This window comes from Epilithonimonas sp., from assembly GCF_036780765.1.
In the GTDB taxonomy this organism is placed as follows: domain Bacteria; phylum Bacteroidota; class Bacteroidia; order Flavobacteriales; family Weeksellaceae; genus Epilithonimonas.
Map to the genome: position 1 here is coordinate 47487 of NZ_DAIQCG010000004.1, position 17996 is coordinate 65482.

Consider the following 17996-nt stretch of genomic DNA (forward strand, 5'->3'; position numbering starts at 1 on the left):
TGAGTTATGATTAAAAGAAATATAGAAAGTAGACCTTCCTTATTAATTCTGTTTTCATTTATTATCTCAGTAATGATGTTGCTGGGAGTTTATTTAATTCCTGAAAACTTTAGAGTCTATTTATTAAAAAGCATCTTCCTTATTTTGATTCTTCTTATTCTCTATCCATTCTGTAGAATAAATATAAAATGGATCCTTTATTATTTTTTCTGTTTAGATCGTGATTGGTGGATCGCGCGGATCGAAAGGCCGAGAATCTTCATCTACATTATTTATTTTGGTATTTTACTGATGATGTTGAAAAATATTTCGATCTCGAATCAATATGTACTATTCTTATATCGCCTGTCCATCCTGTTCTATTTGGTGGTTGGTGCTATGATGCTTGGAAGATTGATTTGGACCAAAAGATTTGAATCTGCGCTTCTTCCTGAGATCAAGAATTTTGTCAATCAAAGTATTTCGATCCGAAAAATGACATTATCCGAAATTGAAGAGGTCATCAGATCAAATACTAAAAATATTGAGGAAAGTTCATTGGGTGACCTTGAAGATCTGTTGAAAGGAAAAGAAGTCGAGAATAAAATTAAATGGATTGGGACATCTGGAAAAAATGTAATTACCTACACCGAATTATTCTCTCTGCTACATTCTGTTCTTGAGGGCGGCGACATCAAATTCGAGAGAGCAAAAAGACGAAGCTTAATGAACTTTGTTATAGCAAACTTTGTAAAATATGAGAAAGGAGAAATTTCTCAAATTCCGTATGGTAGCTTAAATAGCGCATATACCAATTTTGTCTTGTAAATCAACCATATTCAAATTTTATACTGTAAAACCCTTTATTAGAAGGTGTTTTGACTATCAGAGTATTTTAATGACATTGTCATTTGTTTTCCTTTGCCACACAAATTTTAAAATAGTAAAGCAATGGAAAACGAAATTATCCTTCACAAGCTGAACCGAATTGAAAAGCATATTGTCGGTCTCAAATCAATTCTTAATGTTGAAGAACTTTCAGATTATACAGGATTTAAAAAATCCTACATCTATAAGTTAGTTCATACCAACAGTCTCCCTTTTTCTAAACCTAATGGGAAAGTTCTATTCTTTGAACGTAAAAAAGTCGATGAATGGTTGTTGAAAAACAGCCATAAATCAAATGATGAAATTCAGCAGGAAGCCATAGAATTTTCTTTACGCAAAAAATAAAACCTAACTATAGCAGTAGTTAGGTTTAGATGTTTGTTTTACTTGGAAGTAAGGTAAAAATATAATAATTATTTGTCCCGTTTCCACAATCCCAAATGTTTATGGAAGAGAATAAAACGCTGTACCAGACCGGTACAGAAACTAAAACGATCTTTGACCGGGCATTGAATTATCTCAATTCTAAATATTCAATTCGATTTAATACCATATCTCTGGAGTTTGAGATCAAACTTAGTTCAGATAAAAAATGGTCAGATCTAAATTTGAACTCATTATTTATTGAACTTATTCAGTCAGGAATTGACATCCCGATCAATAAACTGGAGATCCTGGTCAGAAGTCATTTGATTGAACAGTACAACCCCATTTCAGAATATTTTAAAAGTCTGGAAGATTGGGATGGTGAAGATCATATCAAGAAGCTTTGTTCTTACGTGAAAACCAATGATGACGCTTCATTTTTCTATCATACCGAAAAATGGTTTACCAGAGCAGTGTTTTGTGCTTTGGAAAAAGAAAAGATAAACAAACATTGTCTGGTTCTTGCGAATGCCATCCAGAATAGCGGAAAGTCCACATTTTTAAGGTTTTTTATTCCTGAAAAACTGATGAATTATATTTCTGAAGACATCGGTCTGGATAAGGACAGCAGAATCAAATTGTGCAAGAATCTGATCATCAATCTGGATGAATTGTCAGTTATGGCCAAAGCAGATATTAATTCACTGAAGGCCTATATCTCCAAAACGCATATTAACGAGAGGTTGCCTTACGCAAGGAAATCAGAATACCTGGAGCGGATATGCAGCTTTGTGGGTTCTACCAATAAAACAGATTTTTTAACCGATGATTCGGGAAGTGTAAGGTGGATCATTTTCGAAGTGATAGAAAAGATCAACTTCAATTATTCGTCAGAGATCAAAATTGATAAGGTCTGGGCGCAGGCCTACTATAACGCTTTCAAAAGGAAAAATTACAATCCGGAACTGTCTGTAACAGATATTCTGGAGAATGAAAAACGCAATGAAAGATTTACGCAAATGACCTTGGAACAGGAGATTGTAAACAAGTTCTATGAACCTTCCGATAATCTCGAAGAATTTATGACTGCGACAGAAGTGATGATCGATCTGAATTCTCACGGTGTCCGGTTGAACCATTTAAAGATCGGGAGAGCTTTATGCTCTTTCAAATTTCCAAGGGTTAAACATCCCCAAAGACAGATCTACGGTTATCTCATTCGATTGAAGACCATAAAATAATTAGACCGAATTATTCTACCAACCTACCTGAGAGCTGTAAGTGATACAATGTGAATGTTTTAATTAGGTAAGTAGAGAAATCCCAAGCTACCTAAGTTACCTCTATTAGAAAATTGGGTAAGTAGGTAGATCTAGGTAGTCGCAAAAAGAGGATCATCGATTTGATTATCAACAGCTAGGTAACTAGGTAAGTACTTTAATTAAAAACATAGCAAAAATGAACTGTAAACAATTTAACAGCATATCGTTGGAAGAAGTCCTCCTTTCTCTCGGACACCTTCCAACGAAACAAAATGAAAAAGAAGCTTGGTATCTCAACCCCTTTGCCAGCGAATCCCAAGCCTCTTTCAAATTGGATAAAAGAATTAATGCCTGGTATCTCCATTCAGAAGGTATCGGCGGGAACAATACCGACTTTATGAAGAAGTATTTAAATACCACGGTCAATGAAGTTTTGATTTGGGTAGAGAAGCAGAATTTTTCTTCTTTTCATCATCAACGACAGATTAAAAAGTCAGAACCAAATTACACAATTGATCAAATACTAGATCTCCAGAATCCAAACTTGAAACAATATTTGCAGGGACGTGGATTAAGTCCTAAAGTCTATGATCATATAAAAGAGGTACGATTTACCATCGGAAGTAAGAAACTCTACGCCATTGGTTTTGAGAATTTATCTGGCGGTTTTGAATTGCGTAATGCTTTTTATAAAGGTTCATTATTAAAAAAGGATGTTTCACTAATAGATCTCAGCATCAATGATCAGAATATATCAAATATTCAAGATAGAGATGTGAAAGGTATAGCCGTTTTTGAAGGTTTTATGGATGCCTTATCTTTTATCGAATTGCAAAAGTCTTTTTCAGGAGATATTCTTGTGATGAATTCCATTGCTCTTTTAAACAAGTCCATTGAACATCTTAAAAACTATCCCGATATCCATCTTTTTCTGGACAACGATAATGCCGGGATCAAATGCAGGTCTGAAATCATAAAATTCTTTCCGGAAGCAAAAGATCATTCCGGTATCTATTCGAAGCATAAAGATCTCAACGAATATTTGATACACAGAATGAAAAATAACGTATCAATTAAGACAGGAAAACAATCTGGAAATTTTCCAGAAAAGGTTAAACAACAACCAAAAAATCCGGAGCCGGAAATCAAAAAATCAAATGGCTTTAAAAGGAAACGCTGATAAGGCGTGCTGTATTTTTTACCAACTACACGCAGAAGTTAGGAGCGCATTCGCAACTTTGAAGGTCGTGCCTCCCAACAAAGTTTCTAATACGCTCTGCGAGGCTTTTTACCTGAATAAAATAATATCAGGTTGGTTTTATTTACCAGTGTAACGGACACTGTCATTTTCATCCAAGGTGTGTAAAATAAATACAGGTAAAAATTATTGCTGCGTAATATAATTACAGCAATCTTCAGCAAAAATTTAAAAGCATAAAACAATAAAAGTGTAAAACTTTAAAGATGTAAAAGCAATGAAGACTTCTATTAATTTCAAAGCCGTTAAGTCAGATTCTGAAACCCATAATTTCAGGAAGAAAACTTTTGATTACATCCGTAAAGATCTGACGCCAAGAAATGAATACTGGATGGAACAGAAAATAGCTGACAGGATCCTAAAGATCGAAGCGTATTGCAAAGAAAGGTCCGGAAGAAAATTACAGAAGAATGCAATGCCTGTTCGGGAAGCAGTTGTGGTGATCAAAGAAGATACAACGATGCTGGAGCTTCAAAACCTAGCCAAGAGACTGGAAGAAGAATTGAGCTTCCGTGTTTTTCAGATCGCCATTCACAAAGATGAAGGACATACCGATAAAGACACGAAAGAATGGAAACCAAATTACCACGCTCATTTGGTCGCTGATTGGCAGGATCTGAATACTGGCAAAACACTTAAACACCAATCCTTTCATTATTCAAAAATGCAGGATCTGACAGCAGAATGCCTGAATATGGAAAGAGGGATTTCCGGTTCCAGAGGAAGATTAGAAGCGATTGAGTATAAGATTCAGCAGAAAGAAGAAGATCTCAAAGTTTTGGAAGAAAGGTTTGATTTGATGAAATCTGAGATGGGTTCGACAAAATTGGAGGAGCTGGTTGTTAAGGAAAATGATTTTTTAGGTTTTAAAAAAATTAAGACTGACAAGACCATTGAGAATTATGAAAAAGCATTTCGAACGTACAAAAGCACGATTCTGACAAATAAAGCGGAGCTGGAATCCAAATCAAAACAAATTACTGAGCTCACTACAAAGGTTGATGATTTAAAAAAGCAAGTACATCTCTTCAAAAACAAAAACGCTGCACTACTTACCAACCCGACAGTTTTTGCTTCTGAAAAGAAAAAATATCTGGATTCGGTTATTAATATTGTTAAGAGAGAAATCAAATTTTCAAGATTCAGAAATCCACACCTGGACAGAAATGATAAGCAAAAGTTGATATTGGAAATGGAAAAAATAGCACAGAAAATTTCACAGGAAAATACGGTTCCATTTTCAGCCTTCAATGAGATTTTTAAAGATACTGAGATTGTAAATCAGCTTTTCTCTCTTTTGCAATTCGGTAATAACAATACAAATTATGAGGCTGAGGATATTCCAATTCAAAATAAAAGAAAGAGAAAAAGACTCTAATAACCGCAACGTATTGCAGAGTAATCTCTTTTGATTGATAGCAATTAAGGAAGCAAGTATTCAAGATTTCAAGGGTGCAGGGAAGCAGCAAATCAGGCAATCAAGCCATCACGCTAAAGTGATTGATTATATAAATAAAACATTCACCAATCTTAATAAAAATTAAAATAGAATTATTTGTTTGGATCTTATGATAAAATCATCAAAATAAATTTTATATTAGCAGTAAAGATAGCTTTACAGGAGTTATATAAATTAGATTGACGAAATATGTAAATTGAAAATTATAGCCAATACTAAAACACACTACACAAATGATATTAGAAGAAGTAAGAATAAAAAATTTTAGAGGTTATCGGACAGAAACGATAATACCAATTTCTAATTTGACTGCATTCATTGGAAAAAATGACGCAGGTAAATCCTCTGTTCTTGAGGCGTTAGAAATCTTTTTTAATAACTCACTTGTCGTTTGTGAAAGAGAAGATTTAAACATAAATGCTGACAACAATCAAATAGAAATAACTTGTGTTTTTAGTGATTACCCAAATGAAATTATTATTGATGCGGCTGCACCAACAAGTTTGGCAAATGAATACTTACTAAATGAAAACAATAGACTTGAAATAAAAAAAGTATTTGCAGCATCAGCCGCTAAGCCAAAAGAAAAGGTTTTTATTATTTGTAATCATCCAACTGCTGAAAATTCTAGTGACCTTTTAGAGCTTAAAAAGGCAGAACTTAAAACAAGAGCAAATGGGTTAAATATACCGCAAGGGAATTACAATGGAAATATAAATTCAACAATAAGACAAGCTATTTGGGCAAGCTTTGAGGACTTACAGTTAGCTAGAACAGAATTGCTAGTAGATAAAGAAGATACAAAAAAGGTATATGATACATTGAAAAATTATTTACCAATTTATGCACTATTCCAGTCAGACAGACAAAGTAAAGATGATGACAAAGAAGTTACTGACCCAATGAAACTTGCGGTACAACAAGCATTAGCAGAATTGACTGACGAAATAGAACACATAAAGAATGAAGTTAGAAACAAAGCAATAGATACAGCAAATCGAACACTAGCAAAACTAAAGGAAATGTCTCCAGAATTGGCTAACGAACTAATTCCTGAATTTAAGACAGAACCCAAATTTGATTCACAATTTAAATTGACAATAAATTCAGAGGACAACATTCCGATTAACAAACGAGGAAGCGGAGTAAGACGACTAATTTTACTAAATTTTTTCCGAGCCGAAGCAGAACGATTAAGAAACCAGCATCAAGGGAATCAAATAATTTTTGCTTTTGAAGAACCTGAAACATCTCAACATCCAGACCATCAGGAAATGCTAATTCAAGCCTTTATAGAACTAGCGAATACAGGCAATTCCCAAATTATTTTAACAACACATACTCCTGCCCTAGCTGGACTATTACCATTAGAAAGTTTGAGGTTTATTGAAAAAACTATTGACGACAGGAATATCGAACTAGGGACGGAAGAAGTTTTTGAAAAAATCGCACAAACACTTGGTGTTTTAGCCGACCCTATTCCTAAAAATGCAACAGCAATAATACTAATTGAAGGGAAAAGTGATGTAACATTTTTTAACCACACAGCTAACCAACTTAAAAATGGAGGACACTTGACACATACGTTTCAAGAGAAAAGAATTGCTCTCATTCCAATTGGTGGTTGCGGAAACTTAAAACATTGGCAGACTCTAAGATTAGTTGACCAATTCCAAATTCCATATTGTGTTTTACTAGATTCAGATAAAGGAACAAATGAAGAGCAGAAAAATATTGATACTATTACTAACTTGGTTCAAAGTGGGATAAAAGCTTATGTGACTAGAAAAAGAGAACCAGAAAATTATATCCATCTGGACTGTCTTCAATTACCAGCAGGAAGCACTTTCGCATTTACAGACACTTGCGATGCGAAAGTTTTAATCGCAAATGAAAAATCAACAAAAAAAGAACTTATTCTTGAAAGATTTTGGACGAGAATGACTGCTGAACAAATAAGAGAGGTAGAACAATATGAAGACAATGGAACAACTAGGCATGAATTTTCCGAAATGTTCCAAGACTTTATAAACGTAATATGACAAGAGGTACTGGCTATAACATCGGTTTGGCAATATGGTGGCTGAAGTGCTTCTATGAAACAATTATGCAAGGTTTAACAGCAGTAATTCTATTGAACTTTTGTGCTAAAAATTCGCCACATCGCCAAGCTGTTAGTTACTAGCAAATACAATTAAACAACACTGCTTAAAAATGAAGATATATATATCTGCAAAATACAATGATGAATTCCCTATAATTGATGCATTATATCAAAGTCAAATTTCGAATTTAAATATTCTAAAACTTGATTATTTTAATACCGAAGAACAAATTGCACCAAATATAATTGAAACCATAAAGGACGCTGATGTTGTAATTGCTGACATTACAAGCGAAAACTCTAATGTTTATTATGAAATAGGTATTGCTCAAGCTTTTGGTAAACCGTTAATAATTGTAAGCCAGTTAAATAATTTCCGAATGGCCTCTCTTATTTCGTTAAGATTTTATAATTACAGTACATCACCAACAGGTATAAAAAATCTTGCATTTAGGCTTAATGAGATTTTAACTAATCCTAATGAATTAAAACAGCTTAAACCAAATATTGGAAAGAAAAATAAATTAGATTTTACATCGTCAACAAACAATAATCGTCTTGATGCGATTCTAAATCTTAAGGGTGTTTCAAAATTTTATGAATTAGAAAAATGGATTTTTTATCTTTTGTCTGAGGTACCTGGTTTTGATGTACAATATAATGAAAAACGCAATGGAAAAGAATATGATTTCATCTTATGGAATTCTAATGAAAATGAAGAGTTAAGAAGTTTAGGCAATCCTATTCCTATTGAAGTCAAAGCATCAAATTATATTGAAAACACATTAATTCATTCATTAATAAGTAAAGCTAACCTACAAGGTTTTAAATCGTTCATATTAATTACAACTGCTTCTTTAACTGAGGGGAATAAAAAATTAATTAGAAATTTGAAAGCTCATTCTGAAATATCAATTTTAGTTGTCGATAGAAATGAATTGGAGCGAATACAAAACTCTAGTGATTTGCTAAAAGCTCTTATTATTTCATATCGAAAATCTTTTATTTACTAAGCTTATGTTTGATTTAGCAACATATCAAGCATTACTTGCGTCCGTAGATGCAGCTACAACAACTACTGATAAAGGAGATCGTTTTGAAGAATTATGTAATTATCTTTTTGAAAATCTTAGTGGAGTAAGTATCGAGGGTAGAGATTCTGTTACTGTTTCTGAGGAAATTGATATTGTATTATGGAATGCACAATTAGAAGAAGTATTAAGACCTTTTGATAATACAATATTAGTTGAATGTAAAAATTGGAGTGCTCCTGTAGGTGCTCCTGCATTTGATAGTTTCATATCAAAAATTAGAAGAAGAACATTAAAAACAGGAATTTTTATTGCTGCTAACGGAGTAACTGGAGATTTTTTAAACAGTAATGCTGGGAATGGTGCAATAGACATAATTAAATCTGCATTAGGAGAAGGTATTAGAGTAATAATAATTAATCGAAGCGATTTGGATGCTATCACATCGTTAGATGATTTTAGAACTTTAATTAAAAAAAGGTATTGCGGTTTATTTCTACACAAACCATTTAACAATTAAAAATCCTTAGCTAAGATATTCTATGCTAAAAAAAGACCAGATCCTTTGAAATAATTGAAAAGAGGTGGTATTTCATTTAATCTAATAGGTTTTCAAAATCAAAGTGGCTTATTTCAAGGTGTGTCCAATTCTTATTTCCTTTGAAAAAGAACCCACGCCGTTGTATATACTAATAGAGTATTTAGTGAGTGTTCTTGACCTCACCCTACGGGTTTACAAGCACCCTCATTTTTTAGCTATCCGATGATCAATTCGATACCGGCTTTTTCTGCTTTGTATTTTATTTTGGTCTGCAATTCATAATAGCTCCAGTTGCGAAGTACAAACTCCTGTTCTTTTGCGATCCCTATTTTGTCTTCCTGATCTTTAAGAATCAAGGTGCCTGCCTGTTGCCGGATGCAGAAATCAATCAGCTTTCGGCTGTACAGATGAAGCCGATGACTGACAAAACGGTTTTCCAGATTCTCTGTTTTGTGCAGTGCCTTCTGTTTCCGTTTGGTTCCATGTCCGGAACGGGAATAAGCGATTCCGGCTCTAATCCTTTTGTTACCGGCCTGGATCGCCAGCCTGCGGTAGAGGAATTCCTCTTTCGAGCCAATGTTCATTCGTACATTGTTGGCTTTTACCACGATTGGATGTTCTAATGATAGGGACGCTTCTGCAATGATTTCGGGTTTTAGACCGTGGTCTTCCTTTTCAAATTCAAAGACGGCCAGCCAAAATATTTTCCCGTCTTTCAGTTGCACCTGTGAGTTGCACAGCTTGATCTCTTCTGTTAAGAAGCGTTCCAGTACCAAATGTTTATCAGAGAAATCTCTGCCTAAATAGGTTTTTACAGGAATCGCAAACATATTGAAGCTGAACGCTTTCTTTTTCACATCATACTTCATTTTACTGATGCATTTGACCGGAAGCGGAATGGGAATGTCTTTTTTAAAGTTCATTAAGGATTTTGATCCCTGCCAATAGTCGGCTTTGTTCTTGGAAAAGGTGGACTGGATGGTATTGTTCAGGCATCCGAGAATATCGGTGGGGATTTCTCCCTTGAAACGGTCAAAGACCAGGCGTGCCGTCGTGTTTGTTTTCGAACGGTCGAAGATTCCCATTTCATCTTTTTTTTCATCAGCTAATTTATATTGGATTTCTTCGGTGAGGTAAAAGAAATCCTTGATCATTTCCTGTACATAAAGATGGGAAACAATCAGATTAGCCGCACGGAAACATCGGTTCTGATACCGGTAGAGCTTTTCCCACATTTGGTTTTTTTCATTTGTAGGAACGTCGATCACCAGCTGAATTTTCCGGGTCAGGGTTATCGTGGATTTTTCCATGTCAAAGCGGTATTTCAGATCGGTTATGATTGTGCAGATGCTGATAGGCGTACAGAAATTCACGATGAACTTCCTTTTCCGGTAGTTGGAGTTCTTGTGCAATCACCGCAAATGAAGATTTTTGTTCAAACCTTCTTTTGATAATCTCCAGCTGCTGAATGCTGAGTGGTTCTGACTGATTTTGTTTAATTGCAGCTTTTTCCTCCGGCTGCTCAAACGAGGTGACTTTAAGAATTTTCCGAAGCTCATCGATAGCTTTGCCAACCTCCATGCTGATGCCTGTCACGCTGCTTCCCATAGCCTCTGCGATGGGTTTGTATTGGAAACCATATTCCAGGCAGAGTTCTATCAGGTGTTTTCTCTTGGGATTCAATACGGGTAACACCTTTGTGATTTCATCGAATTTGTTTTGGTCAGATTCCTGGCCGTGTAAATACTCTTTATCTTTCAGAGGGTCGTAACCTGCAAGATACTCCTGATAATTCTCAAAACTTTCAAGAGAAGCCATAAGGCGTGTGAATTTATTCCTGGGAGCAGTCACGTAAGCAATACAATCCCTTTTCATCACAAAGCGTAAAAAGCCTGTAATATGATCAGGTGATTCAATGGTTTCGCGGTGCAGCCACAGTTTGAGGAAGGTATCCTGAACAATCGTGTCCACTACAAAATCATCCTTCAGCACCTGCAATCCAACCCAGAAAAGAAGTCTTTTGTGGCGCAAATGAATGTGTTCAAGAGAGGCAGGGTCGCCTTTCTTCAGCAGTTCGTACAACTGAAGATTGGACAGTTTTCGGGGCAAAGAGTCTGTTCTTTTCATAAGTAGCATTTTTAGCTATTTTATTGCTGGAAGAAACTGCTTAGATTTCCGTATGAATTATCTTTACCCTTTATATACTATCTCACTATATCCTGCCCCCAAATAAATGGCGTGAAACTCAACATATCCGAACTGGGGCACTGGTATACCTTATATGCAGATAAGTGAGCTCACGCCTAGGTCGTGAGCTACTTTACTTATCCTCTCGCATATTAAAAATTACCAGTTTTCAGTTCGAGATTCTAAGCAATAGCTTCTATATTTCTTTGAAGTATCGCAAAGTTACATTTCAATAACTTATTTTACAAATTTAATAAAGTTTATCGAAATATGTACTATAGTACATAATATTTTTTAATGTTTTTCATTCACTTTGATTTATGAATGAATCATTAGCTGAAATAGAAAGATATGTTATAACACGTGTTAAAGAAATACGTGAATCAAAGAACATTACCCAAGAGGAGCTCTCACTTTCTATTGGGAAGAATATTGGATTTATCTCACAGATAGAGGCTCCATCTAAAAAAGCAAAATATAATTTAATCCATATAAATTTAATTGCAATTGCACTAGGATGCTCCATTAAAGATTTTCTTCCTGATGCACCAATCTTAGATAAGAAAAATGATGTTAAAAGAATAAAAAGTGAAAAATCCTAATGATTGTTAGGATTTATTATTTGTAAGTTTATAATTGTTTTATTTACATTAGACAAATCTAGCAGAATTTAAAAACATCTACTCATCATCTTCATCAGTATCCCATTGTCTATTAGATGACCATTTCGAACCTTTAGTATACTTGTAATAAAACTTTGCAAGAGCGGCTTCAAATTGAACCATAATAATTACTATGTCACTATTTGATGGCAAACTATCAATATCTATAATATCTAAAAACTCTATAGTGGGTTCATCTGCTAAAAGTTTTTTAACTCTCTCCAGTATTTTGTTTATAGTTTTTGCTTTAAAATTATTTATTGCATCATCTGGTTTTTTTTTTGATAGTTCTTTAACTTCGTTAAGCAAAGATGAAAAAAGAGGTTTAAGTAACGAGTATTCACTCATCTGGTTTTCAGTTGTCTTCATAATTATTTTATTTTTTTTGGTTCTTTTGTCTTATGATTTTTTGAGATTTTCCCGTCTATCTTCCAATACCAAGATAATTCTAACTTTTCTCTATTCCAATAACCATCTGAACCTACATTATCAGTTCTCAATTTTTCAAAACAATTCAAATACTGCATAAGTATCATAGCTACATCACTATTGGTAGGAATACTATTTTCATCGAAAACTGCGAAATCATCAAACGGTTTATAATTTGCATTTAAAACTATATTTGAATCTACTAATATTTTATTGATGAATTTTAGTTTGAATAAACTCACTCCATCATTTTGAGATTTCTTTGAAAGAATACTAATTTCATTGTACATTCCCTCTAATTGCGTTTGTACTTTTTCAAAAATATCAATTTGTTTTTCCGTCATGCCATTTGTATTTAAGATGGTAACAATCTCGTAAATTCTATATATTTTTTATTAATAACGTCAATCGGATTTCTTTGTTTACCTTCATATAATTGACACATCAATTTTAAATCTTCATCATCCAATATCAAAATACATTTTCTTTGTCCTGACCATAAACTTATCGTATTTTCAATAACTTTTTTAGGAGGCTTATTACGAGTAAAGATAATTCCAAAATTACCAAAACTATTTGTTAAATATCTATTCAATTGATTGACATGCTCATTCTCAACCTCTTTTACATTTTTTAATTCAAAGATAATTTGCTTACAATTGTATAATTCATATAAATCCTTCAAAATAGGATACGATTGATTGTTATAAAAAATTAAATCTCTAATATGAACACCATTCTCCGTCCTGCTTTGTTCGCTAGCAAAATCTAAATGAGGATATAAAACCGAAGCAAGTATTTGACACAAATTTTTTTCATACTCTTTATCCGCATTCTCTGTTTTACCTGTTGGAAGTTTCGCAATAGTCCTGAATTTTCTTTTGCTTGATAAAATCGGAATTTGTTTAAACAAAGGGTCATTCTTTAATGTCTCCGAATTCCTTTCCTTGATTTTAATGTAGGTTTCAACAACGTCATAATTATATCGATTGTAATCAAGTATTTCGACTCTTGATAAAGGTTCTTCAAATTGCCCTCCTAATTCTTTTAAAAAATATTTTTCAAAATATTCCTCATAATTAATATAAGGAATGAATCTCAACCATCTTTTTGGAGTAAAGATTATGGGAGATTTTGTATTAGGATTTTCAGGCAACCAAGTTTCTTCTTCTTTAAATTTTCCCGATTTGTAATCAAATACATTTATCTTAGATTTTTCAATAGGAATGTTATGTTTATCACATTGTGATATCGTATAATCAATTAACCAAGATTTAATAATATTACAAGTAATATCACTTACTCTATCTTTTGAAATATTCTCTACAAACAATTGTATTTCTTCAAAGTGAGTAAATCCAGATTTATGAATTTGAGGAATATTTTTGAATAATTCAAGTATCTTTGAAGATTCTTTTAGGCTGATTTTTTTTCCTTGCTTCGTTTTTGAATTACCTAATCCAACTTCTTCACATTCAGAGGATTGAATTAAAATATTAATAGAGTCATTTGTATTTCCCTTTATATAGTTATGTCCTAAACTATTAAAAGAATTCACTAGAACTGTATGCAACGAATTATCTTGCATCGAGGGGGACTTCCATAAAAGAAAAGGATCCACGTATAAAGGAATATCCTCATCTAAGAATGGAATCGCAAAATCTACCTCCTCTTGACTAAAAGGAACATTATAAAAATCGTTAATTCGAGGTCTAATTATAATCAAAGGTTTTTTGTTTTACAACTAATTTCAAAAATCTAACCAATTGATAAACAATGACATTTTGGCAGTTTTTATAATCTTTTTGTTTCATAAGAATATAAGTGATAACGGTAGTTTTGTGAGTTTTTTAGAGTGATTGGATCATATTAATTTATTTTTCAACATGTTTTCTTAAAATGTCGTATCACTAAACCAGGTTTCATAAATTTACAGAGTATGAGTTTAATGTAACAAATTATGAAAATAGGATATGACGGGTTTCGACCAAAAATCAAAATTTAGATTTACAAATTGAAGCTCTCCAAAAAAGCAGGTTGTGAGAAAATCTATCGGGAGCCACAAAGAGTAAGATTTAGAAACTTAATCTGATTATACGCTTACTCTTTTTTTATTTTCATTAAAAGGTCATTAATATTAATATTTTCTACAATTTCAAACTTTCTATTTTTAAGATTAATATGATTTTTTTTAAGATGTAGATTTAAATATTCTGTGATTTTTGAATCAGAGTCAACCATTATGGAATGCCTATTCTCCTCCATACAAGCTATTCCTGTGGTACCAGAGCCAGCAAAAAAATCAAGAACAATAGACCCTTCATAAGAAAGACTTTTTACGAATCTTCTAATTATTTCTAAAGGTTTTTGTGTCGGATGACCAACCCTTTCACTAGAATTTCCGTTAAGTCTACCAATTTCCCAAACGTTTGTTGGGTTTTTACCTTTTTCTATATTCTCAGGGATTAGTCTTTTGTCTTTTAATGCTAATTTCTTAGATTCTTCATCATATTGAACTCGCACTGGATCTAAATTAAAATAATATTTATTAGTTTTTGTTAACCAAACCGCTTCTTCATGTCTATTAGCAAAAAAACGGTGAGCACTCATACCATTTTTGTAATACCAGATTATAAGATTAGTGAATCTAAGATTTGTATGATGTCTAGTGTAATGAAGTATCTCAAGTAGGTCACCTTTTTTTAAGTCTTGATATTGAAAACCTCCAAATATTACACAATTACCAGAATCTTCTAAAACTCTATAAATTTCATCTAGCCATTGTTTAGCCCATTCAAGATAATTATCAAACGTATCCCAATAATCTAAATCAAGATTGTAAGGAGGATCTATCAATATTAATTGTACAGAAGAGTCGGGCATTTTTTTTAAAAATCTTATGGCATCTTCTATATAAAGACCGTGAATGCTACTGGTAATTTTTTTATCATCAATTGAAGAACTATGTTCTTTCCCTTCTTTTTTTTGCTTATTTAATATTATGTGACTACTGTTAAAATGCGATTTATTTGCCATCGTATTTTTTATTTATTCAATTTGTAAATAATACTTTTTAGTTAAAAAATCAGAACCGAACGTTTCTTTTAATAAAGATATTTCGTCTCCTGAAAAATAAGTTTCCTGTAGATGTTCTAGTTTTTTTACATCAATAGGATTTTCTGTTATTGCAGATAATTCTGCATTAAAATCAACAATTCTTGAAATTCGATTATCAATTACTTCATTAGTTTCTTTTAAAGAAGTTTTGATAATTTCTCGTGTTGGAACAAATTCTAAAATTTCAATACTGCTTCTACCTTGTTTGATTATACCTAAAGCTTCTAAAATATTTAAAAGAAAAGGAATACGTCTCTTTATGACTTCTTCGGTTGGGCTTTCTAATCCATGACGCTCTAAATAACTTTTTACAAAGGGAGCTTCAAAAAAATCATCATATATTTCGGATTTAGATATTACAATTTTTCGTTGTACTGTATAAATATACTTCAACAGCATATTTACCGCATCCATTCTTAAAAATTCGCTTCTAATAAGTTTTTTAACTTCTGGGTTTTTAACAATGTAATCTTTTATGGTTTCGTTAATTGTACTTTCGCAGTTCATACTCCATGATTTCACTGCTTTACCACCTTCTTTGAACGAATAATCAATTGTTTTTAGTAGAGGAATTAAAGAATTGTAAATTTCTTGACCAGTTTTGGTTAAGGCAATTTTAAATTCTTGTTCAAGTGCTTCTTGTCTAAAGTCAATGATTAAGCCTAATTCCATTGTGGCTTGTAAAGCATATTTAGTTTTCCTTTCAAAAGTTCCAAAATCTTCAGAATATTTGCCATTAAATTTTACATATTCGGGGGAAATATGACTTCCTTGAATAGCGTTTGACCCAACCGTATTAAGAATATACATTATATGTCCTAAATGGGTACCTTGTGGGAAGTGATAACTAAATTCCGTAAGCTCTCCAATTTCTTTTAAAAAATTCACCCAGGTCCCAAAAACAGCTAGATATCGGTTCATTCTAAATTCACCTTCACGGTTTATGTCATCTGGAGTCGGTTTTTTACTTAGTGCTTCTGCTAAATTGTAGTATGCATCTATTAAATCCTCTTTTGTAATATCTCTTTCAGTTGTATCTTGGTTGTCTAAAATCTCTTCCACCTCAACATCAAAAATGACTTCACACTTGGGAGAATATTCATATTCAATTTTTTCTACTCTTCCGTTTTCTGGATTTGTTTTTGTACTTGAGCCTTTAGAAAGATATTTTCGTATATTATTTGCTTTTTTGTAGTTACCAATGAAATCAATAATTACCACATTTTCTTTGCCATTACAAAGTCTAAGACCTCTACCTAGTTGCTGAAAAAAAACAGTTTTAGATTCTGTAGGTCTTAAAAAAAGTAATACTCTTAAATCTGGAAAGTCCACACCTTCATTAAATAAATCAACAGTAAAGACAACGGAGTATAAATTATCTCTAAAACCTTGAATAAGTTCGTCTCTGTTTACTGATTGAGAGGTTATTGAAACCGACGGGATACCATTTGCAGTAAAAAAAATAGCCATTGCATTTGCATGATTCACAGAACAGCAAAAACCAAGAGCTTTATTGCCTTCTCCTTTCGATATATATTCTTCTAATATTTTTTGGTTACGTTCTTTTATAATTAATTTACTATCTAAATCCGCAACTTTGTATGCTACGCCGTTGTGTCTAATAGAACTATAGTCTATGTTGTCTTGTAGACCGTAGTAAATATAAGGTACTAAAAAACCATTTTCGATCGCTTCAAAGAGATTATACTCAAATATTTTTTGGTAATCAAATAATTCAAAAATATCTTTTCTATCCATACGATCAGGTGTTGCCGTTAATCCTAGCATAAAAAAGTTTGGTTCAAAATATTTTAAAACCATTTGATACGTAGGAGCTTGGCCATGATGAACTTCATCAACAATTATGTAATCAAATTCATTAGGATTAAATGAAGCTAATATTTCCGTATTTCTTAACGAATCTTTTGATGCAAACAAGATTTTGCTATCTAAAATATTCTCTTTTATTTCACCAGTTAGCAAACCTAGAGTTTCATTTGGATAAACTTTTTCGAACGCATCTTTTGACTGCTTTAGGATATCTAAACGATGTACTATAAATAAAATTCGGCCACTTGTTTTTAAAGTGTCAAATGCAGATAGGTACGTTTTCCCTGTGCCTGTTGGCAATACAACAATTCCTTTTTTCCAACCTTTAGAGCGGTAGTAATCTAAAGATTCTAAAACTTGATTTTGAAGATAATTTGGTTTTATTAAAACATCTGAAAGAATCTCTGGAATATTTTTGCGAAGCAAATAAAATAACGAATCAAAAACTCTTTTTCTCCAATCGGGATGTTGTAATTGGGAATAAGAATATCTCAATAAAAACCATCCTGCATTTAATATTTCATTTTGTCTATTAAGATTATCATCAAACATTTCGTTTGGTATAATACCTTCCGCATGATATGTTTCACCATTTACTTCTAATGCGATTCTTTTATTGTTGAAAACAATTCCAAAATCAATCCTTCTTGAACGCCCTTCAGAATCAATAAATGGATATTGAGGAATTACATATTTTATTTTTTCAGCTCCTAACAAAGGATAAAGAAATTCTCTAACAAAAAGGACTTCACTTTCTTGCGTTATTCTAGATTTATAAATGTCAAGATATTCTTGAAGAGTTACTGCTAAAGCATTTTCAAGTAAGTTTCCGTAACTTGTAGTAGTGTTTTCTATTTCTTGGCTCATTATTTATTTTGTTAGA

At 32.6% G+C, this 17996-nt stretch carries 16 protein-coding genes; 9 read left to right on the top strand and 7 right to left on the bottom strand.

Annotation, left to right across the window (positions count from 1 at the left end):
- The first annotated feature begins 474 nt into the window (after positions 1–474).
- From V7P73_RS08725 to V7P73_RS08760, 8 genes are all read left to right on the top strand, one after another.
- Positions 475–807 (top strand): hypothetical protein, encoded by a 333-nt coding sequence (locus V7P73_RS08725; protein WP_333852779.1) that lies wholly within the window; start codon positions 475–477, stop codon positions 805–807.
- Positions 808–930: 123 nt separating this feature from the next.
- On the top strand, positions 931–1212 hold the full coding sequence (locus tag V7P73_RS08730) for an excisionase family DNA-binding protein (RefSeq protein WP_191180910.1): 282 nt from the start codon (positions 931–933) through the stop codon (positions 1210–1212).
- 101 nt (positions 1213–1313) lie between these two features.
- A complete protein-coding gene (locus V7P73_RS08735) occupies positions 1314–2474 on the top strand; it encodes a VapE domain-containing protein (RefSeq protein WP_333852782.1) in 1161 nt (386 codons plus the stop codon).
- Between the two features lie 217 nt (positions 2475–2691).
- Positions 2692–3675, top strand: a complete 984-nt coding sequence (locus tag V7P73_RS08740; protein ID WP_333852784.1) for a toprim domain-containing protein — start codon at positions 2692–2694, stop codon at positions 3673–3675.
- A gap of 295 nt (positions 3676–3970) precedes the next feature.
- A complete protein-coding gene (locus V7P73_RS08745) occupies positions 3971–5131 on the top strand; it encodes a hypothetical protein (RefSeq protein WP_333852786.1) in 1161 nt (386 codons plus the stop codon).
- 314 nt (positions 5132–5445) lie between these two features.
- Positions 5446–7254: an AAA family ATPase gene (locus V7P73_RS08750; protein WP_333852788.1), complete on the top strand. Its 1809-nt coding sequence runs from the start codon at positions 5446–5448 to the stop codon at positions 7252–7254.
- A gap of 172 nt (positions 7255–7426) precedes the next feature.
- Positions 7427–8329: a restriction endonuclease gene (locus V7P73_RS08755; RefSeq protein ID WP_333852789.1), complete on the top strand. Its 903-nt coding sequence runs from the start codon at positions 7427–7429 to the stop codon at positions 8327–8329.
- A gap of 4 nt (positions 8330–8333) precedes the next feature.
- Entirely contained in the window at positions 8334–8867 is a 534-nt protein-coding gene (locus tag V7P73_RS08760) for a restriction endonuclease (protein ID WP_333852791.1), read from the top strand.
- 236 nt (positions 8868–9103) lie between these two features.
- On the opposite strand, the gene V7P73_RS08765 is transcribed toward V7P73_RS08760, so the two are convergent.
- Positions 9104–10198, bottom strand: coding sequence for a hypothetical protein (locus tag V7P73_RS08765; protein WP_333852793.1), 1095 nt, complete (start codon positions 10196–10198; stop codon positions 9104–9106).
- Between the two features lies 1 nt (position 10199).
- Entirely contained in the window at positions 10200–11015 is an 816-nt protein-coding gene (locus V7P73_RS08770; RefSeq protein WP_333852795.1) for an RNA polymerase sigma factor, read from the bottom strand.
- A gap of 380 nt (positions 11016–11395) precedes the next feature.
- Here V7P73_RS08770 and V7P73_RS08775 point away from each other — a divergent pair, with 380 nt between their 5' ends.
- Positions 11396–11677 (top strand): helix-turn-helix domain-containing protein, encoded by a 282-nt coding sequence (locus V7P73_RS08775; protein WP_333852797.1) that lies wholly within the window; start codon positions 11396–11398, stop codon positions 11675–11677.
- 78 nt (positions 11678–11755) lie between these two features.
- On the opposite strand, the gene V7P73_RS08780 is transcribed toward V7P73_RS08775, so the two are convergent.
- The 5 genes from V7P73_RS08780 to V7P73_RS08800 all read right to left on the bottom strand — a co-directional run bounded on the left by V7P73_RS08780 (position 11756) and on the right by V7P73_RS08800 (position 17980).
- On the bottom strand, positions 11756–12106 hold the full coding sequence (locus V7P73_RS08780) for a hypothetical protein (protein WP_333852799.1): 351 nt from the start codon (positions 12104–12106) through the stop codon (positions 11756–11758).
- 2 nt (positions 12107–12108) lie between these two features.
- Entirely contained in the window at positions 12109–12510 is a 402-nt protein-coding gene (locus V7P73_RS08785) for a hypothetical protein (protein ID WP_333852801.1), read from the bottom strand.
- 11 nt (positions 12511–12521) lie between these two features.
- A complete protein-coding gene (locus V7P73_RS08790) occupies positions 12522–13892 on the bottom strand; it encodes a hypothetical protein (RefSeq protein ID WP_333852803.1) in 1371 nt (456 codons plus the stop codon).
- Between the two features lie 374 nt (positions 13893–14266).
- A complete protein-coding gene (locus tag V7P73_RS08795; RefSeq protein ID WP_333852805.1) occupies positions 14267–15202 on the bottom strand; it encodes a DNA-methyltransferase in 936 nt (311 codons plus the stop codon).
- A 12-nt stretch (positions 15203–15214) separates the two neighbouring features.
- Entirely contained in the window at positions 15215–17980 is a 2766-nt protein-coding gene (locus V7P73_RS08800; RefSeq protein ID WP_333852807.1) for a DEAD/DEAH box helicase family protein, read from the bottom strand.
- Positions 17981–17996: the final 16 nt, after the last annotated feature.

Coding starts and splice junctions, on each gene's coding strand:
- V7P73_RS08730 (WP_191180910.1), top strand. CDS start 931: ATGGAAAACGAAATTATCCTTCACAAGCTGAACCGAATTGAAAAGCAT.
- V7P73_RS08770 (WP_333852795.1), bottom strand. CDS start 11,015: ATGAAAAGAACAGACTCTTTGCCCCGAAAACTGTCCAATCTTCAGTTG.
- V7P73_RS08740 (WP_333852784.1), top strand. CDS start 2,692: ATGAACTGTAAACAATTTAACAGCATATCGTTGGAAGAAGTCCTCCTT.
- V7P73_RS08725 (WP_333852779.1), top strand. CDS start 475: ATGACATTATCCGAAATTGAAGAGGTCATCAGATCAAATACTAAAAAT.
- V7P73_RS08780 (WP_333852799.1), bottom strand. CDS start 12,106: ATGAAGACAACTGAAAACCAGATGAGTGAATACTCGTTACTTAAACCT.
- V7P73_RS08750 (WP_333852788.1), top strand. CDS start 5,446: ATGATATTAGAAGAAGTAAGAATAAAAAATTTTAGAGGTTATCGGACA.
- V7P73_RS08760 (WP_333852791.1), top strand. CDS start 8,334: ATGTTTGATTTAGCAACATATCAAGCATTACTTGCGTCCGTAGATGCA.
- V7P73_RS08755 (WP_333852789.1), top strand. CDS start 7,427: ATGAAGATATATATATCTGCAAAATACAATGATGAATTCCCTATAATT.
- V7P73_RS08775 (WP_333852797.1), top strand. CDS start 11,396: ATGAATGAATCATTAGCTGAAATAGAAAGATATGTTATAACACGTGTT.
- V7P73_RS08735 (WP_333852782.1), top strand. CDS start 1,314: ATGGAAGAGAATAAAACGCTGTACCAGACCGGTACAGAAACTAAAACG.
- V7P73_RS08765 (WP_333852793.1), bottom strand. CDS start 10,198: ATGGAAAAATCCACGATAACCCTGACCCGGAAAATTCAGCTGGTGATC.
- V7P73_RS08785 (WP_333852801.1), bottom strand. CDS start 12,510: ATGACGGAAAAACAAATTGATATTTTTGAAAAAGTACAAACGCAATTA.
- V7P73_RS08795 (WP_333852805.1), bottom strand. CDS start 15,202: ATGGCAAATAAATCGCATTTTAACAGTAGTCACATAATATTAAATAAG.
- V7P73_RS08745 (WP_333852786.1), top strand. CDS start 3,971: ATGAAGACTTCTATTAATTTCAAAGCCGTTAAGTCAGATTCTGAAACC.
- V7P73_RS08800 (WP_333852807.1), bottom strand. CDS start 17,980: ATGAGCCAAGAAATAGAAAACACTACTACAAGTTACGGAAACTTACTT.